Source organism: Rhizobium sp. AN68 (assembly GCF_030758035.1).
GTDB classification, from domain to species: domain Bacteria; phylum Pseudomonadota; class Alphaproteobacteria; order Rhizobiales; family Rhizobiaceae; genus Agrobacterium; species Agrobacterium tumefaciens.
The window spans coordinates 2704505-2727679 of the sequence record NZ_JARWMI010000003.1 but is presented as its reverse complement, the minus strand read 5'-3'; the positions used below and the strand labels follow the sequence as shown (position 1 = coordinate 2727679).

The 23175-nt window shown below is 60.5% G+C and carries 21 protein-coding genes and 1 riboswitch; of the genes, 15 read left to right on the top strand and 6 right to left on the bottom strand.

Going from position 1 to position 23175, the window contains the following annotated elements:
- Nucleotides 1-36: 36 nt before the first annotated feature.
- Nucleotides 37-1314 (top strand): L-fuconate dehydratase, encoded by a 1278-nt coding sequence (locus tag RBH71_RS26185; protein WP_003516405.1) that lies wholly within the window; start codon nucleotides 37-39, stop codon nucleotides 1312-1314.
- Here the strand turns inward: RBH71_RS26185 and cobD are convergent.
- Nucleotides 1296-2342, bottom strand: a complete 1047-nt coding sequence (cobD, locus tag RBH71_RS26180; protein ID WP_003516407.1) for a threonine-phosphate decarboxylase CobD — start codon at nucleotides 2340-2342, stop codon at nucleotides 1296-1298. The two genes, RBH71_RS26185 and cobD, sit on opposite strands and share 19 nt — an antisense overlap.
- Here cobD and cbiB point away from each other — a divergent pair.
- Nucleotides 2341-3306: an adenosylcobinamide-phosphate synthase CbiB gene (gene cbiB / locus RBH71_RS26175; protein WP_003516408.1), complete on the top strand. Its 966-nt coding sequence runs from the start codon at nucleotides 2341-2343 to the stop codon at nucleotides 3304-3306. The two genes, cobD and cbiB, sit on opposite strands and share 2 nt — an antisense overlap.
- On the opposite strand, the gene RBH71_RS26170 is transcribed toward cbiB, so the two are convergent.
- Both RBH71_RS26170 and cobO read right to left on the bottom strand, forming a co-directional pair.
- Nucleotides 3293-4750: a cobyric acid synthase gene (locus RBH71_RS26170; RefSeq protein WP_003516410.1), complete on the bottom strand. Its 1458-nt coding sequence runs from the start codon at nucleotides 4748-4750 to the stop codon at nucleotides 3293-3295. The genes cbiB and RBH71_RS26170 overlap by 14 nt on opposite strands.
- A 1-nt stretch (nucleotide 4751) precedes the next feature.
- Nucleotides 4752-5369: a cob(I)yrinic acid a,c-diamide adenosyltransferase gene (cobO, locus tag RBH71_RS26165; protein WP_035252400.1), complete on the bottom strand. Its 618-nt coding sequence runs from the start codon at nucleotides 5367-5369 to the stop codon at nucleotides 4752-4754.
- Between the two features lie 127 nt (nucleotides 5370-5496).
- A riboswitch (cobalamin riboswitch) is annotated at nucleotides 5497-5712 on the top strand.
- A 154-nt stretch (nucleotides 5713-5866) separates the two neighbouring features.
- Between cobO and RBH71_RS26160 the strand changes: the two genes are divergently transcribed.
- The 7 genes from RBH71_RS26160 to RBH71_RS26130 are packed head-to-tail and all read left to right on the top strand — an operon-like array spanning nucleotide 5867 to nucleotide 14149.
- Nucleotides 5867-6253 (top strand): DUF1636 family protein, encoded by a 387-nt coding sequence (locus RBH71_RS26160; protein WP_003516414.1) that lies wholly within the window; start codon nucleotides 5867-5869, stop codon nucleotides 6251-6253.
- Nucleotides 6250-7287: a cobalamin biosynthesis protein CobW gene (cobW, locus tag RBH71_RS26155; RefSeq protein WP_003516415.1), complete on the top strand. Its 1038-nt coding sequence runs from the start codon at nucleotides 6250-6252 to the stop codon at nucleotides 7285-7287. Before RBH71_RS26160 ends, cobW begins: the two co-directional genes overlap by 4 nt.
- A 5-nt stretch (nucleotides 7288-7292) precedes the next feature.
- The gene (gene cobN / locus RBH71_RS26150) at nucleotides 7293-10643 is read left to right on the top strand and encodes a cobaltochelatase subunit CobN (RefSeq protein ID WP_003516420.1); all 3351 of its coding nucleotides are present in this window, start codon (nucleotides 7293-7295) and stop codon (nucleotides 10641-10643) included.
- Nucleotides 10640-11998 (top strand): precorrin-3B synthase, encoded by a 1359-nt coding sequence (gene cobG / locus RBH71_RS26145; RefSeq protein WP_035252369.1) that lies wholly within the window; start codon nucleotides 10640-10642, stop codon nucleotides 11996-11998. Before cobN ends, cobG begins: the two co-directional genes overlap by 4 nt.
- Complete coding sequence (locus RBH71_RS26140; RefSeq protein WP_003516424.1) at nucleotides 11995-12627, top strand: precorrin-8X methylmutase; 633 nt, start codon at nucleotides 11995-11997, stop codon at nucleotides 12625-12627. The genes cobG and RBH71_RS26140 overlap by 4 nt, the downstream gene beginning before the upstream one ends.
- Nucleotides 12624-13391, top strand: a complete 768-nt coding sequence (locus RBH71_RS26135) for a precorrin-2 C(20)-methyltransferase (protein ID WP_003516425.1) — start codon at nucleotides 12624-12626, stop codon at nucleotides 13389-13391. The genes RBH71_RS26140 and RBH71_RS26135 overlap by 4 nt, the downstream gene beginning before the upstream one ends.
- Nucleotides 13388-14149 carry a precorrin-3B C(17)-methyltransferase gene (locus tag RBH71_RS26130; RefSeq protein ID WP_003516427.1) on the top strand — a complete coding sequence of 254 codons (762 nt, stop codon included), beginning with the start codon at nucleotides 13388-13390 and terminating at the stop codon, nucleotides 14147-14149. Before RBH71_RS26135 ends, RBH71_RS26130 begins: the two co-directional genes overlap by 4 nt.
- Here the strand turns inward: RBH71_RS26130 and RBH71_RS26125 are convergent.
- Nucleotides 14116-14898 carry a cobalt-precorrin-6A reductase gene (locus tag RBH71_RS26125; protein WP_003516428.1) on the bottom strand — a complete coding sequence of 261 codons (783 nt, stop codon included), beginning with the start codon at nucleotides 14896-14898 and terminating at the stop codon, nucleotides 14116-14118. The genes RBH71_RS26130 and RBH71_RS26125 overlap by 34 nt on opposite strands.
- Here RBH71_RS26125 and RBH71_RS26120 point away from each other — a divergent pair.
- The 3 genes from RBH71_RS26120 to cobM are packed head-to-tail and all read left to right on the top strand — an operon-like array spanning nucleotide 14897 to nucleotide 17333.
- Complete coding sequence (locus tag RBH71_RS26120; protein ID WP_003516431.1) at nucleotides 14897-16156, top strand: bifunctional cobalt-precorrin-7 (C(5))-methyltransferase/cobalt-precorrin-6B (C(15))-methyltransferase; 1260 nt, start codon at nucleotides 14897-14899, stop codon at nucleotides 16154-16156. The genes RBH71_RS26125 and RBH71_RS26120 overlap by 2 nt on opposite strands.
- The gene (locus tag RBH71_RS26115) at nucleotides 16150-16563 is read left to right on the top strand and encodes a cobalamin biosynthesis protein (protein WP_003516432.1); all 414 of its coding nucleotides are present in this window, start codon (nucleotides 16150-16152) and stop codon (nucleotides 16561-16563) included. Before RBH71_RS26120 ends, RBH71_RS26115 begins: the two co-directional genes overlap by 7 nt.
- Entirely contained in the window at nucleotides 16560-17333 is a 774-nt protein-coding gene (gene cobM, locus RBH71_RS26110) for a precorrin-4 C(11)-methyltransferase (RefSeq protein ID WP_003516434.1), read from the top strand. Before RBH71_RS26115 ends, cobM begins: the two co-directional genes overlap by 4 nt.
- Here cobM and RBH71_RS26105 read toward each other — a convergent pair.
- Nucleotides 17288-18418, bottom strand: coding sequence for a cobalt-precorrin-5B (C(1))-methyltransferase (locus tag RBH71_RS26105; protein ID WP_003516436.1), 1131 nt, complete (start codon nucleotides 18416-18418; stop codon nucleotides 17288-17290). The two genes, cobM and RBH71_RS26105, sit on opposite strands and share 46 nt — an antisense overlap.
- Nucleotides 18419-18477: 59 nt before the next feature.
- Here RBH71_RS26105 and cobA point away from each other — a divergent pair, with 59 nt between their 5' ends.
- From cobA to RBH71_RS26090, 3 genes are all read left to right on the top strand, one after another.
- Nucleotides 18478-19266, top strand: a complete 789-nt coding sequence (gene cobA / locus RBH71_RS26100; RefSeq protein ID WP_003516437.1) for a uroporphyrinogen-III C-methyltransferase — start codon at nucleotides 18478-18480, stop codon at nucleotides 19264-19266.
- Nucleotides 19263-20579 carry a cobyrinate a,c-diamide synthase gene (locus RBH71_RS26095; protein ID WP_003516439.1) on the top strand — a complete coding sequence of 439 codons (1317 nt, stop codon included), beginning with the start codon at nucleotides 19263-19265 and terminating at the stop codon, nucleotides 20577-20579. The genes cobA and RBH71_RS26095 overlap by 4 nt, the downstream gene beginning before the upstream one ends.
- A 123-nt stretch (nucleotides 20580-20702) precedes the next feature.
- Complete coding sequence (locus RBH71_RS26090; protein WP_003516441.1) at nucleotides 20703-21953, top strand: cytochrome-c peroxidase; 1251 nt, start codon at nucleotides 20703-20705, stop codon at nucleotides 21951-21953.
- Here the strand turns inward: RBH71_RS26090 and leuB are convergent.
- Nucleotides 21934-23046: a 3-isopropylmalate dehydrogenase gene (gene leuB / locus RBH71_RS26085; RefSeq protein WP_003516442.1), complete on the bottom strand. Its 1113-nt coding sequence runs from the start codon at nucleotides 23044-23046 to the stop codon at nucleotides 21934-21936. The two genes, RBH71_RS26090 and leuB, sit on opposite strands and share 20 nt — an antisense overlap.
- Nucleotides 23047-23175: the final 129 nt, after the last annotated feature.

Genomic DNA, 23175 nt, shown 5'->3' with positions numbered 1-23175 from the left:
ACGATTTCCTTTGACACTGACCGCGAGTGAACGGCCATGACCAAAATTACTGATCTGCGAGTTTTCGACCTGCGTTTTCCGACCTCCCAGAGCCTTGATGGTTCGGATGCGATGAACCCCGACCCGGATTATTCGGCGGCTTACGTCATTCTCGACACCGATGAACCGGAACTGAAAGGCCACGGGCTGACCTTCACCATTGGCCGCGGTAATGAGATTTGCTGCATGGCCATCAAGGCGATGCGCCATCTGGTGGTCGGAACCGATCTGGCGACGGTGACCGAGAACCCCGGCAAATACTGGCGCCACCTGACTGGTGATAGCCAGCTGCGCTGGATCGGCCCGGACAAGGGCGCGATGCATCTCGCCACCGGCGCTGTCGTCAATGCTGTCTGGGATTTGCTGGCCAAAAAGGCGGGAAAGCCGGTCTGGCAGCTTGTTGCCGATATGAGCCCGGAAGAAATCGCCGATATCGTCGATTACCGTTATCTGACTGACGTGCTGACGAAGGACGATGCACTTGCGATCCTCAAAAAAGCCGAAAGCGGCAAAAAGGAACGTATCGAGACGCTGAAGAACGAAGGCTACGCCTGCTACACCACATCAGCCGGCTGGCTCGGTTATGACGACGCCAAGCTGCGCCGTCTTTGCCAGGAAGCGATCGATGCCGGTTTCAACCATGTAAAGATGAAGGTTGGCCGTGATCTCGAAGACGATATCCGCCGCCTCACCATCGCCCGCGAGGTGATCGGCCCCGACCGTTATCTGATGATCGACGCCAACCAGGTGTGGGAAGTGGATCAGGCGATTGAATGGGTCAAGCAACTTGCCTTCGCCAAGCCCTTCTTCATTGAAGAGCCGACCAGCCCGGACGATGTCGCCGGCCATCGCAAGATCCGTGCAGCCATCGGCTCCGTGAAGGTGGCAACCGGCGAAATGTGCCAGAACCGTATCATGTTCAAGCAGTTCATCGCCGAAGGTGCAATCGACGTCGTGCAGATCGACAGCTGCCGCATGGGTGGTCTCAACGAGGTGCTGGCGGTTCTGTTGATTGCTGCCAAATACAATTTGCCGGTCTGGCCGCATGCCGGTGGCGTCGGCCTTTGCGAATATGTGCAGCATCTGTCGATGATCGACTATCTCGTGGTTTCCGGCACCAAGGAAGGCCGCGTGATCGAATATGTCGACCATCTGCACGAGCATTTCATCGAACCCTGCGATATTCGCAATGCCGCGTACATGCCGCCGAAGCTGCCCGGTTTCTCCATTGAAATGAAGCCGGATTCTATTGCGACCTACACGTTCAAGGGATGATTGAAGGATAACAGCGCTTCCATGAGGCGCTGCCACTCCGCTTCGCTGCCGGGAAGGCCGAAACGCATGTCGTTCGGCCTTTCATCAAAAATGCGCACCAGAATGCCGTGCAGGCCAAGGTGATCGAACAGTTCTTTGGCCCGGTGGTCCCGCACCAGGGTAAACAGGGACGTACCGCCGGCAATCTTCAGGCCCACTTTTTCCAGCAATTCACTCATACGCTGTGCTTCTGCCGCAAGCCGGAGGCGCATGGCTGATTGCCATTCCCTATCCGCTAAAGCCTGCGTCGCGATATTGAGCGCCGGCCCGGATACTGCCCAGGGGCCAAGCCTTGCCTCCAGCTCGGCAGCGATGTCGGGATGCGCAAGCGCAAAACCGAGCCGGACCCCTGCCATGCCATAGAACTTGCCGAAGGATCGCAGTACCACCAGCGCGTCGCGCCCTGCGGCATTCGCAAGACTTTCCGTATGTCCTGTCTCGATAAAGGCCTCGTCTACGACGAGCAGGCCGCCTTTGCGGCGCATCGCCTCGGCCAGCGACCACAAAGCTTCTCGATCAGTGACGCGACCATCGGGGTTGTTGGGATTGACCACCACCGCATAGTCGTACGCTGACAGATCACCGATATGGTCTACCTCGGTCACGGTCAGTCCGGCCATGCGCGCGGTTCGGGCATGTTCGGCATAAGCGGGGGAGAGCACGGCTCCGCTTTTCGCTCCGCGTTCGAGTGCCAGGTGAGCCAGCAGTGGCATCAGCATCTGGGTGCCGGGGGACAGAGCCACATGCCCGGCTGATGGTGCGCCGAAAGAGGCGACGGCCAGCCTTTTCAATTCTTCGGCCGCGTCAGGCTCCGGCAGGCGGGCAAATGCGCTGGCGGGAACGGGAGAATGCGGGTAGGAGTGCGGATTGATCCCGGTCGACAGGTCGATCCACGGTTCCGGCGCTTCAGGAAACATCAGGCGCGCCTTGCCGAGATTGCCGCCGTGACGGATCGCAGCCTGCGCTTTTTCCGGTACCTTATCGCCCATGTTCTTCGCTCTCGCTTTTCTGTCGCTCTTGATCGAACGCCTGACTGGATATCCGGACTGGCTGTTCAAACGCATCGGTCATCCCGTCACCTGGATCGGTTCGCTTATCGCGCTGCTGGACAAAAAATGGAACCGGGAGAGTGCTTCATTTTCACAGCGCAAGGCGGCAGGCATCGTGGCGCTTTCCGTTTTTCTGGTGCTGACGGTGCTTGTTGCATGGTTAGTGCAATCTGTTCTGCTTTTATTGCCCCTTGGTCTGTTGCTTGTTGCGGTGCTTGGGGCGTCACTTCCGGCCCAAAAAAGTCTGGAACAGCATGTGGAGGCCGTCGCCATTGCGCTGGAACGCGAGGGGATTGACGGCGGGCGCAAAGCTGTCTCCATGATCGTCGGGCGCGATCCGCAGGCGCTGGATGAGGCGGCAATCTGCCGGGCGGCGATTGAAAGTCTGGCTGAAAATTTCTCTGACGGCATTGTCGCCCCTTCCCTCTGGCTTGGTATTCTGGGGCTGGCAGGCGGTGCGGGTTATAAGGCAATCAACACGGCCGACAGCATGATCGGTCATCGCTCGCCACGCCATGAGGCCTTTGGTTGGGCGTCGGCCCGGCTGGACGATCTGGTCAATTTGCCGGCATCGAGACTGAGCGGCGGTCTTTTCGTGGTCGCCGCGTTTTTCGTGAAGGGTGCATCACCGAAAGGGGCAATTGCCGCGATACGCCGCGATGCGCGGCATCACCGCTCTCCCAATGCCGGCTGGCCGGAGGCGGCACTGGCCGGGGCACTGGGCTTTGCGCTGGCCGGGCCGCGCTCCTATGGCGGGCAGATGATCGACGCTCGTTTCATGGGCGAAGGCGGAAGAGCGACACTGGTTGCTGGCGATATTCGCACAGCGCTCAGGCTGGCGAGGATCGCAGACTTCCTGCTGATCGCGCTGTTCGGATTGCTGGCAATCCTTATCGCGCTATAGAAAGCAGTCTGTCGAGATCGAGGTGGTTCTCCATATGGGCCGCCAGGCGATCAAGAACGGCATCCACCTGCGCATCATAGTTCAATTCAGTGCCCCACCCACCAAGCCGCTCAAGCCACGCCCCGCGTTGGCGGTCATCCGCAAACAGGCCGTGGATATAGGTGCCTAAGATGCGGCCATCGGGCGAAATTGCGCCATCGGCATGCCCGTCAATGGTCGAAAATGGCAGGTTGCACGCAGCACCCGTCGTCTCGCCAACATGCATTTCATAGCCGGATAATGGAATTCCGTCGAAACTCTGTCCCTGCACGGAAACGAGCCTCTTGTCGCCCGTCAAAACCGTCGTCACATCCAGCAGGCCCAACCCCTCGACCGTCATTGGTGGTCCTTCGATGCCGTCAGGGTCGGCAACGGTTTTTCCAAGCATCTGGTATCCGCCGCAGAGACCGAGAACATAACCGCCGCGGCGCACATGTGCCTTGATGTCGATGTCGAGGCCTGCATTTTTCAGCACGGTCAGATCAGCTATGGTGGATTTCGAACCGCAGAGCAGAACCAGCCGGCAATCGGCGGGAATGGTCTCGCCCGGCCGCACTCGGATCAGTTCCACATCCGGCTCCATGTCGAGCGGATCCAGATCGTCGAAATTGGAGATATGCGGCAGGATCGGCACGGCAATGCGGATTTTCGCGCCGGGCTTTTGTTGCGCCGGGCCGGTAAGCCCAAGGGCGTCCTCCGCCGGCAATTTCGCAGCATCGGAAAAATGCGGCAATAGCCCGATGGACGCCCAGCCGGTCTTTTCCGCGATCATCCGCATGCCGTCTGAAAACAGCGTAGGGTCACCGCGAAAGCGGTTCACGATGAAGCCCTCTATCATCGCGGCATCATCGCGTTCGAGAACGGTTTTTGTGCCCACGAGGCTGGCGATGACCCCGCCCCGGTCGATATCGCCGATCAGAATCACGGGAGCATCTGCGGCGCGGGCAAAACCCATATTGGCGATGTCGTTGGCGCGGAGGTTGATTTCGGAAGCACTTCCCGCCCCTTCCACCAGCACCAGATCGGCCTGTTGTTTCAGGTGCTCGAAGCTCTCCAGCACACGCGGCATCAGCCCGGCTTTCATGTGCTGATAATCGGCAGCCTTGGCATTGCCGACAATTTTACCCTGTACGACGACCTGTGCGCCGGTTTCGCTCTGCGGCTTTAAAAGCACCGGGTTCATGTGAACCGACAGCGGAACGCCTGCTGCCCGCGCCTGCAGCGCCTGCGCGCGACCGATCTCGCCGCCATCGGCAGTGACCGCCGCATTGTTCGACATGTTCTGCGGCTTGAACGGCATGACGGACAGGCCACGCCTGACGAAGGCGCGGGCAAGGCCAGCCACCATCAGCGATTTGCCGACATCCGAGCCGGTTCCCTGAAACATCAGCACACGTGCAGTCATGTCAGTATTCTATCCCGGCCTGCGCCTTTACGCCCGCCTTGAAGTGATGTTTGACGAGGGTCATTTCCGTCACCATGTCGGCAGCGTCGATCAACGGTTGTTTGGCGTTGCGGCCGGTAACGATGACATGCAGATCGGATCTACGGTTGGAAAGCGTTTCGACGACCTCTTCCAGCGGCAGGTAATCATAGCGGAGCGCAATGTTCAGTTCGTCGAGAACCAGCAATCCGATCGTCTCGTCGGCCATCAGTGCTTTCGCTTCCTCCCAGGCCTTTGTAGCTGCCGCGACATCGCGCTTCAGGTCCTGCGTGTCCCAGGTAAACCCCTCGCCCATAGTGCGCCATTCCACCCTGTCGCCGAACAAAGTCAGGGCCTGCTGTTCACCCGTCGACCATGCGCCCTTGATGAATTGCACGACGCCGACCCGCCGCCCTGTGCCGAGCATGCGCAGGGCAAGGCCGAAAGCGGCCGTGGATTTGCCTTTGCCAGGGCCGGTATTGATCATCAGCAGACCTTTTTCGATGGTCTTTTCCGCGACTTCGGCATCCTGAACCGTCTTGCGGTTGACCATTTTCTGCCGGTGGCGTTCGGCTTCGCTGTCGCTGATATCGCGTGTCATCGCGTTTTCCTTCTCGTCCAGCGGCGCGGGACCGTATGCCCCCGCCATTCGGAGCGGCGACTATACTCAATTTGCCGCACCCGGCAATCGACAAGCCGGCAGCATTGACCGTCACGCCCGTTCAGCCTAAGGGTAAGGCACTGACGGTCTTTTCCCGGCAACGGGAAAAGCTAAGAGGGAACACGGTTCCACCCCATAACGGGTCATTCCGTGGCTGCCCCCGCAACTGTAAGCGGTAAGCCCGCACTATGAAGCCACTGGACCATAAAATTGGCCCGGGAAGGTGGTGCAGGGTGTTTTAAAGCCGCAAGCCAGGAGACCTGCCGTTTCAGGAAAAAACGTCTCCCGGGCGGGGTGCTCCGGTCAGCCGGTCGAATTGATTTGCAGCCGCGCTTTTCAGTGCGCTGTTTTCGACATCCGCACCCCGATGAGTTTAAAGGCGCGGAAAGCGGAACGGTTTGGATATTACCACAACATCTTCTTGTGCGGACGGGACAATGGAAGCCAACACAGCTTCTGGCGTGGTCGTTTTTGTCTGCCGAAGCTGTCGCGACGACACCGATCCCAATGCGGAGCCGCGCCCCGGCACCATCCTTGCGGAAGCTGCCATCGCAAAAGCGCGTGACTCCGGCATCGATGTTCGCTCCGTCAATTGCCTTGCCAATTGCAAACGAGGCCTCAGTGCCGTGCTGCGCGGTGCCGATGGCTGGTCCTATGTATTCGGCGGGCTGACGCCCAACGACGCGGAAGACCTGCTCACGGGCGCGCAAATGCTGGCCGCCTCCGCAGATGGCCTGATGCCCTGGCGCGGCCGCCCCGACACATTGAAGCGCGGCATGGTGGCGCGCATTCCCCCATTCGATTTTACCGAGGAGAGATCATGAGCACCCTTCTGGACCGCGTTCCCTGCACCATCGTCACCGGCTTTCTGGGGGCTGGAAAAACCACGCTGCTGCGCGGTCTCCTCGAAAAGCTTGATGGCAAGCGGCTTGCCATCATCGTCAACGAATTCGGTGATATCGGCATCGATGGCGATATCCTCAAGGGATGCGGCATTGAGAGCTGCCCGGAGGAAAACATCGTTGAGCTGGCCAATGGCTGCATCTGCTGCACGGTGGCGGATGATTTCCAGCCGGCCATCGAACAGATTCTAAGCCGGCAGCCGAAGGTGGAGCATATCCTCATCGAGACCTCCGGCCTTGCCCTGCCCAAGCCGCTGGTGCAGGCATTTCAATGGCCGGCCATCAAGAGCCGCGTGACGGTTGACGCTGTGGTTGCCGTGGTGGATGGCGCTGCCCTTGCCGAGGGTCAGGTGGCGCATGACATGGAAGCCCTTGCCGCCCAGCGCGCAAATGACGAAGCCCTCGATCACGACGATCCGGTCGAAGAGGTTTTTGAGGACCAGATCGCCTGTGCCGATCTTATCGTGCTGACCAAGGCGGATCTGCTCGATAGCGCCGGTCTGGACAAGGCGAAGGCTCATATTCTCGAGCATTTGCCGCGGGCCGCAAAGATCGTCGTCGCCTCGAATGGCGTCATCGATCCGGCCGTGCTGATCGGCCTCGGTCTTGCGGTTGAAGAGGATATCGAAAACCGCCGCACCCATCACGATGGTGAACTCGACCACGAACATGACGATTTCGACAGCTTCGTCATCGACCTGCCGGCCGTGACCGATCCGGAAGCGCTGGCGGCTCGTATCGCCGAGACGGCGGCTGCGGAAAATGTTCTGCGCATCAAAGGTTTCGTCGAAGTATCCACCAAGCCGATGCGCCTGCAGGTGCAGGCTGTCGGTAGCCGCGTCAACCATTATTATGACCGTCCCTGGGCGGCCGGTGAAGAGCGCCGCAGCCGCCTCGTCGTCATAGGCGAAAAAGGCCTCAACCGCGAAAAGATCGAACAGATGCTGGCCGCCTGATAGAAATGCACATTCTCGCCACCACATCTTCGTCTCTGGACGACCTGATCGAGCCGGTTGATCTCAACCAGCCGCGATCGGATGTGGTGATGCTGTCTTTTTCGGCAAGCGATCTTGCCGGGCTGGAACAGGCATGGCGGCAGGCAGATGGCGCGCTTCCGTCCCTGTCTGCCGCCAACCTCTCCGAGCTTCGGCATCCGATGTCGGTCGATCTGTGGATTGAAAAGACGGCCGAACATGCCCGTGTCATCCTTATCCGGATTCTCGGCGGCGCGGAGCGCTGGCGCTATGGCGTTGATCAGCTCAGCACGATGGCGCGGCGGCGTGGCATAAAACTTATGCTCCTGCCGGGTGAATGCAGTGAGAGAGACGAAAAGCTCGAAGCAGCCTCGACCGTTGATCGCCAGACGTTGGCGTCCGTCCTCGCCTTCTTCCGCGAGGGTGGGCGGGAAAATATGGACCGGCTTGCCATTGGTCTTGCTGCCCTTGTAAGTGGTGGCGCATGGCCAGATATCGAGGCTCAACCGCTGCCGAAAGCCGGCTTTTACCGGCCGGGTAAAGGCGTCGTGGATCAGGCGGAAGCCTGCGCCGGTTTTCCCGCCGGTGCAGCTGTCCTTCCCATTCTCTTTTACCGCTCCATGCTTCTTGCGGCCGATGCGGCGCCCGTGGATGCGCTTTTTAACGCGCTCTCTCAGCGTGGTTTTGCGCCATTGCCGATTTTCGTCAGCGGCCTCAAGGATGGGGAGGCGATCCGCTTTCTCGAAACCGTACTGCCCGAACTCCAGCCCGCCGCCATCGTTGCCGCCACGGCTTTTGCCAGTCAGATGGACGACAGCGGTAAAACCCTGTTTGATCGCCTCGGCGTGCCGGTGTTTCAGGTGGTTATGGCGACGACGCGACGGGACGGCTGGGCGGAAAATGCGCGCGGTCTCAACCCTTCCGATCTTGCCATGCATGTGGTTCTGCCGGAACTCGATGGCCGGATTCTTGCTGGCGCAATCTCGTTCAAGCAGGTGCGGACTGATGGCGGTATCAGCCTCATCAATGTACCGGAGGCTGATCGCGTCGAACAGGTGGCAAACCGAATCGCTGCCTTTCTGCAATTAAAACAGTCCACGCCACAGGAACGGCGGATCGTCATTCTGATGCCGGATTATCCCGGTGCTGCGCCGGGGCGCACGGGTTATGCCGTTGGTCTCGATGTGCCGCAAAGCGTGCTTGAAATGCTGCGCGATCTGGCCGCGGCAGGATATGTGGTTTCGGATATTCCCGAAACGGCGCGGGCTTTGCTGGATTGTGTCGAGCAGCAGGAAGCGGCTGTCGGACTTTCAGACTATCGTGATTTTCTTTTGGGTTTGCCTGAAGAGGTTGCCGCCTCCGTGGATAGCACGTGGGGTTCGGCCGAACAGGACGACGCACTAGCCGACGGCGCATTCCGTTTTCGCGTCGCCCGTTTCGGTCAGATATTCGTGGCCCTGGCACCGGATCGTGGGCGAAATGAGGATCGGCGGGTGGATTACCATGACCCTGCCCTGCCGCCACGTCATGCGTTGGTCGCTTTCGGCGCCTGGATGCAGCGTGTCGCAGGGGCGCATGCCATTGTGCATGTCGGTGCGCATGGCACGCTGGAATGGCTGCCCGGCAAGACAGTTGCGCTTTCCCGCGATTGTTTTCCTGAAATCGTCACCGGGTCTTTGCCGGTGGTCTATCCGTTCATCGTTTCCAATCCGGGCGAAGCGGCGGTTGCCAAACGGCGGATCGCTGCCGTCACGATCGGCCATGTTCCGCCTGTGCTGGTAGATGCCGGGCTTTCGCCGGAACAATCGGCTCTGGAACAGCTCGTCGACGAATATGCGCAGGCGGATGGGCTCGACCGTCGCCGCCGCGACCGGCTGGCGAAACTGATCGTAGAGAAGGCGCTGGAAACCGGTCTTGCGGCGGATGCCGGTGTCGGTGCAAAGGACGATGCCGATGCGGCGCTGTCGCGCATCGACGCCTTCCTCTGCGATCTCAAGGACTTCGCCATCAAGGATGGCCAGCATGTTTTTGGCCGCAGCCCCGAAGGCGAGACCGATCTTCTGAGGCTTGAAAGTGCTGCGGCGGAAAAAACAGCGCTGCTTACCGCGCTCGATGGCCGCCATATTGTCCCCGGTCCTTCCGGCGCACCCGCGCGCGGGCGTCTCGATGTCCTGCCGACGGGCCGCAATCTTTATGCTGCCGATCCGCGCACCATGCCGACGCCGACGGCTTTCGAGCTGGGCCGCATGGCGGGCGAAGAAGTGCTTCGGCACCATCTGCAATCCCATGGCGACTGGCCGAAACATCTGGTTTTTGATCTCTGGGGCAGCGCCAGCCTGCGCAATGGCGGCGAGGATGTGGCGCAGGCGCTGCATCTGATGGGAGCGAGACCGATCCATGACCCGGGGACGGGCCGCGTCACAGGCATCGAGGTTCTGCCGCCGGCCAGTATCGGGCGGCCGCGTGTCGACGTCACATTCCGGATTTCCGGCCTGTTCCGCGACATGTTTCCGGCGTTGATCGCTCTTCTAGACGCCGCCGCCAAGGCTGTCGCGCGGCGGGATGAAGCGCCGGGTGACAATCCGCTGGCGGAAGAAGCGGCGGCACTCGGGCATATACCGGCACGCATCTTCGGCTCCGCACCCGGCACCTATGGTGCGGGCACTGAGGAGAAACTCGCCAGCGGAAAATGGGAAGAACGTGAGGAACTAGGGCAAGCCTATCTGGATGCGGCAAGCCATGCCTTTGGCGGTGCGGATGGGCTTGAGATTTTCGAGGATGCCGGTTTTGTCGAGCTGGTACGCCGTGCCGATCTTCTCGTTCACACCGGTGACGATCCGGGCCGGGATCTTCTCGACGGCTCGTCAGATGTCGCTTTCATCGGTGGTTTTTCCGCCGCAAAAGCACTCCTTGGCGGCGTTGCCGATATTGTGGCGCTGGATACGACCGATCCCGCGCGTCCGCGCGCGCGATCCATTTCGCAGGCGCTGACGCGCGTTGTTCGGGCCCGCGCCGTCAATCCGCGCTTCATTGCCGGCCAGATGCGGCACGGCCCGCGCGGGGCGGCGGAATTTGCCGAGACGGTTGACCGGCTGATCGGTTTTGCGGAAACCACCCATGCGGTATCTTCCTCGCTGATCGAGGCGCTTTACGACGCCTATTTCGGCAATGAGGACGTGCGCGATTTCATCCTGCGGGAAAATCCGAAGGCGGCGGAGGTCATGGCGACGCGCTTTTTATCTGCCCGTCGTCGCGGGTTGTGGCACAGCCGCCGCAATGCGGTGGATGCGGAACTTGAAATGCTGATCCTGCCCCGTTCTGAAAGGGTCGGCGCATGAGGACGGCCCCTTCCGATCCGGTCCAGCCGTTTGGCCGCCGTGGGACGTGTCCGGCCTTATCGACCCCGATGCTGACCGGTGACGGATACCTGTCGCGCATCGCATTCGAGGCGGATATTGCGCCCCATGATATGATAGCACTTTGCGAACTTGCCGAGCAGCACGGCAACGGGCTGATAGACATCACGGCACGCGGCAGCCTGCAATTTCGCGGCCTGACGCGGGAAAGCGCCTGCGACCTGGAGAATGATGTTCTGGCGCTCGGTTTGCCGCTTCGCGACGGACTGGCAGTCGAGACCTCACCTCTTGCCGGTCGGGACGATCGGGAAATCGCCGATGGCAGTGCCATTGCGGATGAGATTCGCAGAGAGGCTGCTGCGCTGGCGCTGCATGAAAAGCTCGCCGCCAAAATGTCCGTCATCATCGATGGGGGCGGCCGTCTTTCCATGTGCGATTTGCTGGCCGATATCCGTCTGAAGGCGGTGCGGCTCGATCATCGAGTTTTCTGGCAATTGCTTGTCGGAGGTCCGGAGAGCAAGGCGTTGCGCGCGGGATTTGTTGAGGCCGACAAGGCAGCCGATGTGGTCCTGTTGCTGCTCGTCCATCTGGCCGGCAAAGGACCGCTTGCCCGTGGCCGCGATCTGGATTTGCGGACGATAAAGGCGATTTGCGGAGACCGCCTGGTAGATAGCGAGAGCCAAGGCGAGATGCCTGCGCCTTCTTCGCCCCTGGGGCTGATGGCGGCCGGTAACGGTACTTTTGCTGCCGGTATCACTCCTGCTTTCGCGCAAGTTCGTGCTTCCGATCTGTCGCGGCTCTGTGGACTGGCGCGCGCATTTGATATCGAAACATTGCGGCCGTCGCTCAATCATAGCCTGCTATTTTTCGGGTCGCGGGATGCTTGCGATGCGCTGATGCAAACTGCGGACAGTGCCGGTTTCATCACAAGGGCAGGTGATGCGCGATCTTCCATCGCTGTCTGTCCCGGCACGCCGGGATGCGCTTCGGCTTTCTTTCCCACACATGATCTAGCGGCCTTTGCATCGCGGGAACTAGCTTCCATGCTCGATGGCTCCTTCACACTGCATCTCTCCGGCTGCGGAAAGGGTTGCGCGCATCCCGCCCCCTCGTTTTTGACCTTTTCCGGCACCGCCGATGGTCTGGCCTTTTCGTTTTCGAGCCGCGCTTGCGACCCGCAGGACGGTATTTTACCTTTCGAGCAACAGAGGACGGCGCTTTCGCGACTTGCCCGTCTTTGCGAAAAAGAACATAAGCCCGGGGAAAACGCTGCCGACCTGCTTGCCCGTCTGGGTAAGGAGGCAATCGTTGCCGCGCTTCGACAGGATAACCGATGACCGACCATGACTATATTCGCGACGGCAATGCGATTTACGAGCGCTCCTTCGCCATCATTCGCGAGGAAGCGGATTTGTCCGCTTTTACCGAAGATCAGGCGGATATCGCCATTCGCATGATCCATGCCTGCGGGCTGGTGGAAGCGGCCAGCCATTTCCGTTTTTCTCCGGATTTCGTTGTCGCTGCACGTGGTGCTTTGCTGGCGGGCAAGCCCGTTCTGTGCGATGCGGAAATGGTCGCCCACGGCGTGACCCGCGCCCGCCTTCCGGCCAATAATGACGTGATCTGCACCCTTCGCGATCCGCGCACCCCTGAGCTTGCGAAAACGATTGGCAATACCCGTTCCGCCGCCGCACTCGATCTCTGGGCGGAAAAGCTGGACGGTGCTCTCGTTGCTATCGGCAACGCGCCGACAGCGCTGTTCTATCTTCTGGAGATGCTTGAAAAGGGCGCTCCACGTCCAGCTGCCATTATCGGCATGCCGGTCGGTTTTGTCGGTGCGGCGGAATCGAAGGATGCGCTGGAGGCTAGTTTGCTAGGCATTCCCTATGCCATCGTCAAGGGACGTATGGGTGGATCGGCCATGACGGCCGCTGCCGTCAACGCCGTTGCGAGGGCAGGTCTGTGAGCGCGGCTCTTTTCGAAAATTCCAAGGGTAAACTCGTGGGCGTCGGCACCGGCCCCGGCGATCCAGAGCTTCTGACGCTGAAAGCCGTGCGCGCCATCGAAAATGCCGATGTTCTCGCCTTCTTCTGCAAGAAAGGCAGCAGCGGCAATGGTCGCGGTATCGTTGAGGCCTTCATTCGTCCGGGCACACTGGAAATGCCGCTGGTCTATCCGGTAACCGTCGAGAGCGACAAAAACGGCGAGGATTATCGCGGTGCGATCGCCGCATTTTTCGATCAGTCGGCAATGGATATTGCTGCCCATCTCGATGCCGGGCGGAATGTCGCCGTGCTGTCGGAAGGCGATCCGCTGTTTTACGGTTCCTATATGCATCTTCATCTGCGGCTTGCGCCTTCCTATGAGGCGGAGGTCGTTGCCGGCATTACCGCCATGTCCGGCTGCTGGTCGATGGCCGGTCTACCGCTGGTGCAGGGTGACGATATCTTGAGCGTGCTTCCCGGCACTCTTGCCGAAGATGTTCTGATAGAGCGTCTGTCCGGCACGGATGGCGCCGTGATCATGAAGGTCGGGCGCAACCTGCCGAAGATCCGCCGGGCGCTGGAAAAGGCCGGCAAGCTTAATGAAGCGCTGTATGTCGAGCGCGGCACCATGGTGAACAGCCATACGGTGCCGCTGATCGAGCGGGACGCATCGCCCGCCCCCTATTTTTCGCTGGTTCTGGTACCTGGCTGGAAAACCAGACCCGCTGGCGGTGAAGCGCCATGACCGGCAGGCTGGTCGTTGTCGGCCTCGGCCCTGGCAGTTCTGCGCAGGTGACACCGGAGGCGCTCGCCGCCGTTGAGGCGTCGGAGGATTTCTTCGGTTACATTCCGTATCTCGATCGGTTGTCGCTTAGACCCGACCAACGTCGCCATGCCTCTGACAATCGCGAGGAAATCTCCCGTGCCGAACAGGCTCTGCGGCTTGCAGCCGGGGGCGGCAAGGTCTGCGTGGTTTCGGGCGGCGATCCCGGCGTTTTTGCCATGGCGGCGGCTGTTTGCGAGGCGATTGAACATGGCCCGCGCGAGTGGCGCGAAATAGACTTCTCGGTCGTGCCGGGCGTGACGGCCATGCTTGCGGTTGCTGCACGAGCCGGCGCGCCGCTCGGGCATGATTTCTGCGCTATCTCGCTGTCGGACAATTTGAAGCCCTGGGGCATTATTGAAAAGCGGCTGATCGCGGCTGCGGAAGCCGGATTCGTGATGGCTTTCTATAATCCCGTCAGCAAGGCGCGCCCGCACCAGCTTGGCACCGCCTTCGATCTTTTGCGCGCACATTTGCCCGGCTCGGTGCCGGTGATCTTTGGCCGTGCGGCAGGCCGTGCGGATGAGCGCATCCGGGTCGTGCCTTTGTCGGAAGCATCGAGCGACATGGCGGATATGGCCACCTGCATCATCGTCGGTTCGGTGGAAACCCGTCTTATCGAGCGTTCGGACAAAGATCCGCTGGTTTACTCGCCGCGTTTTTCGAGAAGAGAAAGCTGATGGCGGATGGCGGTGAGCGCAGTCGCTATATCCGGCACGTTCGCGCCATCGAGGATTGCGGCGTTCAGCTTTGGCGGCCGCTCGATCATGATAACCGGCAGGCCAAGCCGCCTCGCCGCTTCGATCTTGCCGTAACTGGCGTTGCCGCCGGAGTTCTTGGAAACCACAGTGCCGATACGGTTTTCCTCCAGCATGCGGATCTCTCCATCCAGCGCAAAGGGGCCGCGCGCTGTGATATAGCGAGCATCCGGCACCTTCAGCGGCGGCTCTACCGGATCAACGCTGCGAATGAGATAGCTGTGTTGGGGTGCGGCCTCGAAAGGGAGAAGTTCCTGCCGGCCGAGCGCCAGAAACACCCGCTTGCCATCATCGCCGAGCGCGATAACAGCCTGTTCGACGGTATCGACCCTCTGCCATTTGTCATTCGGTTGGCGCTCCCAGGCGGGGCGCGAAAGCATGATCAGCGGAACTTTGGCAAGTCGTGCCGCCTCCACGGCATTTGCGGAAATCCTCGCCGCATAGGGATGGGTGGCGTCGACCAGAATATCGAAATTCCCGGTGCGTATGAAATCCGCCAAACCCGCAGCACCGCCGAACCCGCCACTGCGCATCGGCACCGGCTGTTCCACTGGCGAAAGCGTACGACCGGCCATGGAAAGCAGGATTCGGTAGCCGGAGTCCACCGCCAGCTTGCCGGCCAGAATGCGAGCATCCGCCGTGCCGCCAAGGATGAGTATGGAGCGTGTCATGACGTCTGAATATTCCGGAACGGGCAACGCTTCCACTGAAAAGAAAGGCAAGCCATGGCTTTTCATCGTCGGCATAGGCGAAGATGGGCTGGATGGGCTCGGTCGGAATGCCGTGACGGCAATAGAGGCGGCCGAGGTTGTTTTCGGTGGCAAACGCCATCTGGAACTGGCGGCTGCAGTCATTCGTGGTGAGGCGCGCCCTTGGCCGGTGCCGTTCGATGCGGAGATGAGCGATGTCGTGGCGTTGCGCGGTAGACGGGTCTGCGTGCTCGCCTCCGGCGATCCGTTCTTTTATGGCGCCGGCGTCACACTTCTGCGGCGGATACCGTCGGAGGAGACAGTCTGCTATCCCTCACCTTCAGCCTTCTCCCAGGCCGCGGCGCGGCTTGGCTGGGCCTTGCAGTCGACCGAATGCGTGTCGTTGCACGGGCGTTCCATCGATCTTTTGCGACCGCATCTGCATCCCGGAGCGAGGATCATCGCGCTTACTTCTGATGAGCGCGCGCCCGCTCTCATTGCGGAATTGCTGTCTCAATCCGGTTTCGGCCAGTCGGAATTTGTCCTGCTCGAAGCTTTGGGCGGAAAGCGGGAGAGGCGGCGGCAAATCAGGGCGGTCGATTTTACCTTTGACGACATCGATCCTTTGAACGTCGTGGCTATCGATGTCCTTGCTGCTGAGGGCGCACGCGTCCTGCCTTTTGTGCAGGGGCTGGATGACAACCTGTTCGAACATGACGGGCAGATCACCAAGCGTGAAATCCGTGCCGTGACTCTTTCATCGCTGGCTCCGCGACGGGGCGAGCTGCTGTGGGATATCGGTGCCGGTTCGGGTTCGATTGGTATTGAATGGATGCTGTCGCACCCCTCGCTCCGTGCCATCGCCATAGAGCAGCATCCCGATAGGGCGGAGCGTATCGCCCGCAATGCCGAGGCATTTGGCGTTCCGGGGCTTGAAGTCATGATCGGTGCAGCACCTGCGGCTTTTGAAGGCCTGCCTCAACCGGATGCGATCTTCATTGGTGGTGGCGGCAGCGAAACGGGCGTGTTTGAGGCTGCTCTGGAGGCCTTGAAGCCAGGCGGGCGGCTGGTTGCCAATGCGGTGACGCTTGAAATGGAAGCGGTGCTGCTTGCGGCCCATGCCAGGTTCGGCGGTTCGATGATCCGTCTCGATGTGTCGCGCGTTGTTGCTGTCGGCTCCATGTCGGGCTGGCGTCCGGCCATGCCGGTGACGCAATGGAGCTGGATTAAGCCATGGTGACCGTGGCCGGTATCGGTTGCCGCAAGGGCACGGGTTCAGATGCAATTATTGCAGCCGTGCACGCTGCCGAGCTTGCTTTTGGCATGACCGTTGAATGCTTGGCGACTGCGCCGCTCAAGGCAAAAGAAGCTGGTCTTGCGGAAGCGGCGAAACGTCTGGCGCTGCCGCTTGAAATCGTATCGAAGGAACAGCTCGAGGCGGCTGCTTCAAAAACAATGACATTTTCACAGGCAAGCCTTGATTATGCCGGGACGCCCAGCGTCAGTGAAGCGGCGGCACTTGCTGCCGCCGGAGAAAATGCGCGGCTGGTCGCGGCGCGTCTCGTGGTTGGCGATGTGACGGTAGCCATCGCCACGACGAACGACGCGCGAAATGACCGCGCCATCGAACATGGAGAACAAAAATGACGGTTCATTTTATCGGTGCCGGTCCGGGCGCTGCCGATCTCATAACGGTGCGCGGGCGCGATCTTATCGCTGCCTGCCCGGTCTGCCTTTATGCCGGCTCGCTGGTGCCGAAGGCGCTGATCGAGTATTGCCCGACGGATGCACGCATTGTCGATACGGCAGCACTGTCGCTCGATGAGATCGAGGCGGAGTTCGTTGCGGCGGCAAAGGCCGGCAAGGATGTGGCACGGCTGCATTCCGGTGATCTATCCGTCTGGAGCGCTATGGGTGAACAGATCCGTCGGCTGGAACGGCTGGGTCTCGATTATACCGTGACTCCAGGTGTGCCCTCTTTCGCTGCTGCCGCTGCCACCCTGCAGCGGGAATTGACGGTGCCGGAAGTGGCGCAAAGCCTTGTTCTGACCCGTATTTCGGGCCGCGCTTCGAAAATGCCCGAGGGCGAGACGCTGAAAGCCTTTGGTGCGACGGGGGCGACACTTGCCATCCATCTCGCCATCCATGCCATCGGCCAGGTGGTGGAAGAACTGACGCCGCTTTATGGTTCCGATTGCCCAGTCGCCATCGTTGTCCGCGCCTCCTGGCCGGATGAGCGGGTCATTCGCGGCATGTTGTTCGACATCGAGGGAAAACTGGCAGCCGAACCGGTGGAGCGGACGGCGCTGATCTTCGTCGGGCATGGGCTTGCCTCGACGGATTTTCGCGAGAGCGCACTTTATAGTACCGATTATGTCCGGCGGTTCCGCTCCCCGAAAGAAGATGCGAAGGGCTGATGCGACGGCGTGGAGGCGGTGCGTCCCTTGAGCGTGCCCTGACGGTCGAACACCAGAATATCAAGCTCGATGCCGGGCACCTTCAAAGCGGCAGCCGCTGTTACCCAGGCTTTTTCCGCAACGATCGCGCCGAGGTCTATCCCCGCGCGTTCGGCCAGCTCAAAGGCGTGCGCAACCATGTTGGCCTGACGAATGGCGAGGGCAAGATTTTCATCTCCGCCAGCCTCGGTTGCGAGTACCGCCAGCGCATCAAGATCGGCCAGGCCTTTCTTGGAATGCACGTCCAGCATGCCCTGGGCGAGCTTCGTCATCTTGGCGACGCCGCCGGCAATTGTTACCCGTTCGACGGGGTGGCTGCGCAGATATTTCAGCATGCCACCGATAAAATCGCCCATATCGATCAGTGCGGTCTCTGGCAGGCCGTAAACTGCCTGCCCCGCCTTTTCGGAGGTGTTGCCGGTCGCGCCGAGCAGATGGGTGCAGCCGGTGGCGCGCGCCACATCGATGCCGCGCCAGATGGAATGGATCCATGCCGAGCAGGAAAACGGGATGACGATGCCGGTGGTGCCAAGGATGGAAATGCCGCCGACAATACCGAGCCTGCCATTCAGGGTCTTTTCCGCGATTTTCTCGCCGTCCCGAACGGAAATCTCGACTTCGAAATCGGCATCGTTACCGGCTACTTCGCGAATGGCGGTTTCGATCATCTTGCGCGGTACGGGATTGATCGCGGGTTCGCCCGGCGGCAGGGGCAATCCAGGCCGGGTGATGGTGCCGACGCCTTTTCCTGCCTTGAAGGTTATGCCGCTGCCGGGCTTTCCCCGTCGCACGGTGCTTTCGATCAGCGCACCATGGGTCACGTCGGGATCGTCGCCAGCATCCTTGACGACGCCGGCTCTTGCGAAGTTTTCACCTTTTTCCTCAGTGGCGAGAGAAAATGCCGGCCTCACGCCGCTTGGAAGTTCGACTTCGACAGGGTAAGGAAACTCGCCGGTCAGAAGGGCAGCGCAGGCCGCCTTCGTGGCGGCTGCCGCGCAAGTGCCCGTGGTCCAGCCGCGGCGAAGGGTCTTTCCATCCGTTTCCATATGAATTCCTATAGCCGGGACGGCTATTTCCGTCATCGTTAAAAAAGCAGCCGAGAAGAATGTCGATAGCGCAGGTTTTGAACAGCATCGCCGCAAAAGGTCCGGTCTTTGAGGCCGGGCATGTCTGGCTCGCAGGCGCGGGTCCGGGCGATGTGCGTTATCTGACGCTCGAAGTGGCGCTCGCGCTTTCGCAGGCCGATGTGATCGTGCGCGACGCGCTGGTGAGCGACGATGTCGTTTCCCTCGGGCCGCAGGCTGAAATCGTGTTTGCCGGCAAGCGCGGCGGCAAGCCGTCGGCAACGCAGGACGACATCACTTCCTCGCTGATTGATCTCGCCCGACAGGGTAAGAAGGTGTTGCGGCTTAAGGGTGGCGATCCGTTTATTTTCGGGCGTGGCGGCGAAGAGGCGGAGGCGCTTGTCCGCGCCGGCATCCCATTTCGTATCTTGCCGGGCATGACCTCGTCGCTTGCAGCCCTTGCTTCAGCGCGCATTCCCGCCACCATGCGCGGTATCAGCCGCGCTGTCACGCTTGCCACCGGCCATGCCGCCGGGACCGAAGAGGATCTGGATTGGCTGGCACTGGCGAAAACGCTGGAGCCCATCGTCGTGTATATGGGGCTTAAGAACATAGGCTCGATCGCCGGTCTTCTGATGCAGGGCGGTCGTTCGGGCAAGACGCCGGTCGCAGTCATCATGTCGGCAACGACCGCGCAAGAACGTATTTTCATCGGCACCCTGGAAAGCATAGCTGACGATGCAAAACGGGAAAAATTCGAGGCGCCGGCGCTGATCGTTATTGGCGAGATCGTTTCGATGCGCGACCGACTTGGGGTGCCGACCTTATGACCACACGGGCGATCATCATCGGCGCACCGCGCTCTGGTTCCGGCAAGACCAGCGTAACAATCGGCTTGCTCAGGGCCTTTGCCCGGCGCGGCATCAAGGTGCGCGGCATCAAGACGGGGCCGGATTATATCGACCCCGGCTTCCATGCCTTCGCCACTGGCACATCCGGCCTCAATCTCGACAGCTGGGCCATGCAGCCGGAATTGCTTCGACACCTGTTGTTGCAACAGGCTGATGGTGCTGACCTCGTTTTGATCGAAAGCGCCATGGGCCTGTTCGACGGTATCCCCGTGGCGGAAAACCGCACCGGTTCTGCGGCGGATCTGGCCCGGCTGTTCGGCATTCCCGTGCTGCTGGTGCTGGATGTGTCGGGTCAATCGCAGACAGCCGCTGCTGTTGCCTATGGTTTTGCCCACTATGATCCTGTTGTCACCATGGCGGCGGTGGTGCTGAACCGCGCCGGCAGCGAAAGACACCGGACGCTGTGCACGGAGGCCATCGAAAAAATCGGTCTGCCTGTCGCAGGATGCGTCCTGCGTGATCCGTCACTCATCCTGCCGGAACGGCATCTGGGCCTGGTGCAGGCCAGCGAACATCCGGAAATCGACGCGCATATAGAACGGCTGGCGGATGCGATGGAAAGGTCCATTGATCTCGATGCCTTGCTTTCGCTCGCTGCGCCTGTGGATTTGCCCTCCGGCTCGGTGGAGGCAGCGATTGCGCCGCCCGGCCAGCGCATCGCGCTTGCAGACGACGCGGCTTTCACCTTTCTTTATCCGCATCTCAAGAACCACTGGCATGCAGCGGGGGCAGAGGTCGTGCCCTTCTCACCGCTGGCCGACGAGGCACCCGATGAGACCTGCGACATTTGCTGGCTGCCAGGTGGTTATCCCGAACTTTACGCTGGAAGGCTTACCGATGCTGCCGGGTTTAAAGCGGGGATTGTCCGTTTTGCCGAGACGAAGCCGGTGCATGGCGAGTGCGGCGGCTATATGGTTTTGGGAGCGGCGCTGGAAGATGCCGATGGTGTCACCCATGCCATGACCGGGCTTCTGTCACATGCCACCAGTTTCGCCACGCGCAAGATGAACCTCGGTTACCGGCAGGCTGCAATCGTGGCAGATGGGCCGCTGGGCAAAGCGGGTGAAGTTCTGCGCGGCCACGAGTTTCACTATGCGCGTGTTATCGATCCGGGTCACGATGAGCCTTTCGCTCAGATTGCTGACGGGCAGGGTCGTCCGCTCGGCCCCTCCGGTGGCAGGCGGGATCTTGTTTCAGGCACTTTCTTCCACGCGATAGCCAAAGCCGGGTAAGCAATTTGGCGTCCGGATGCGGGGTTGCGTCAAAGTGGAGCGGGCTGAGAAAGTTTGTAGTCTGGTGCGATAGGTAAGTGCTATATAGCCACTGTCGTCCCGAGTTTCCGAAACGCTATTTCAATGAAAAGACTGCGCCTATTCATTTCTGCCGCCCTTGCCGTGGCCATGATACCAGTTCCGCTCGAGATCGGTGCTGGTCAAATGCAGGCTCACGGCGGCGAAGATTATGCAACGCTTGAAAAACTCGGCGCGGCGCTGTTCGATGATGCCAATCTCTCCATGAACCGCACGATGGCGTGTTCCACCTGCCATATGCAGGCGGCCGGTTTTTCAGATGCGCGCGAAAGCGACAAGGTCGGCCGGGACGTCTCTCTCGGCGATGACGGGATTTCGCTGGGCGACCGCAATGCGCCGACTGCAGCCTACGCCCGGTTCACGCCGCCTTTCGGCAGGAACGCTGCGGGAGAGTATGTCGGCGGGCAATTCTGGGATGGTCGTGCCTCCCTGCTGGAAGACCAGGCGGGTGGACCACCGCTCAACCCAATCGAAATGGGCATGCCGGATAAAGCCTCTGTGGTCAAACGGCTCAAGGAAAACCCTGATTATGTTGCGGCGTTCGGCACACAGTTTGGCAAAGATGTTTTCCAGAGTGACGAAGGCGCCTTTGCTGCGATGACCAAGGCGCTAGCGAGCTTCGAGCGTTCCGATGAATTCTCCACCTTCGATTCCAGGTATGACCGTTTCCTGCGCGGCGAAGAAAAGCTGACCGATCAGGAGGAGCTGGGCCGGGTTCTTATCTCCTCGACGCAGTTCACCAATTGCAATACCTGCCATGAAATCCGTGGCGCCAAGGGTTTGGAAGATGGCCTCTTCACCAACCACAAATATTTCAACATCGGTGTTCCGGCCAACACGTCGGTCAGGGCAGCCAACGGCTCCAAGCCGGATGCGGTCGATCTCGGATTGGCGCAAAATCCCGCCGTGGCCGGCGATCCGGCTCAGCGCGGCAAGTTCAAGGTGCCTACCCTTCGCAACGTCGCTGTCACTGGTCCCTACATGCACAATGGCGTGTTTAAGGATCTGCGCACGGTGGTGCTGTTTTACGTGAAATACAAAAGCAAGAAACCCAGCCGGCAGATCAACCCTGAAACGGGTAAAACCTGGGATGCGCCGGAAGTGCCTGATAATATCGCCATGACAGAGCTGACTTCCGCACCGGCGCTGGACGACAAGCGTGTGGACGCCATCGTCGCCTTTTTGAAGACGCTGACTGACAAAAGATATGAACATCTTTTGCCAAAGGAAGATGGGCAAGCGACCGTGCCGCCTGCCCAACCGGTTTCGGTGAGTGTTACGCCGAAAGCGCCTTGAATTCTGCGAGAACCGCGTCACCCATTTCGGAGGTGCTGACCTGACGGGAACCGTCGGACATGATGTCGGCGGTGCGGATGCCCTTGTCGAGCACGTTCGCAATTGCAGTTTCGAGCTTCGTTGCCTCATCTACCATGTTGAACGAATAGCGCAGGCACATGGCGAAGGACGCGATCATGGCAATGGGGTTGGCGATGCCCTTGCCGGCAATGTCAGGTGCCGAACCGTGCACCGGCTCGTACATGGCCTTGCGCTTGCCGGTCTTGGCATCCGGTGCACCAAGCGATGCCGACGGCAGCATGCCGAGCGAGCCCGTCAGCATGGCAGCGACGTCGGAAAGCATGTCGCCGAAGAGGTTGTCGGTCACGATCACGTCGAACTGCTTGGGCTTGCGCACCAGCTGCATGCCGCCGGCATCGGCCAGCATATGCTCCAGCTGAACGTCCTTGTATTTCGCAGCGTGGGTTTCGGTGACGACCTGGTTCCACAAAACGCCAGATTTCATGACGTTGCGCTTCTCCATGGAGCAGACGCGGTTATCGCGCGTGCGTGCCAGTTCGAAAGCGACGCTGGCGATGCGCTCGATCTCGAAGGTGTCGTAGATCTGCGTGTCGATACCGCGCTTCTGGCCGTTGCCGAGGTCGATGATCTGCTTGGGCTCGCCGAAATAGACACCGCCCGTCAATTCGCGGACGATGAGGATATCGAGACCCTCTACCAGCTCCGGCTTCAGTGAGGAGGCTTCGGCAAGTGCCGGGTAGCAGATGGCGGGGCGCAGGTTGGCGAAAAGTTCGAGATCCTTGCGCAGGCGAAGCAGGCCGGCTTCCGGGCGGTGTTCGTAGGGAACGCCATCCCACTTCGGGCCGCCCACGGCGCCAAACAGGATCGCATCGGCGGCAAGGGCCTTTTCCATATCTGCGTCGGAAATCGCGACGCCATGGGCATCATAAGCGGAGCCGCCGACCAGACCTTCCTGCGTGGTGAAGCCGGCATTTTTCGCGCTGTTCATATAGTCGATCAGCTTGCGGACTTCGGCCATGGCCTCGGGGCCGATACCGTCACCGGGCAGAAGGAAAAGCGTGCGGACTGTCATGAGAACCCTCCTTGGGCGGCGCGCCGGAAACCATCATGAAGGGTTTTCGATTGCGGCGAGCGCGGCGTCAAACTCGTTTCCGTCCTGCCGCCTCACAAGTCACATCGCCAGCCGAACGGGATCGGGGGC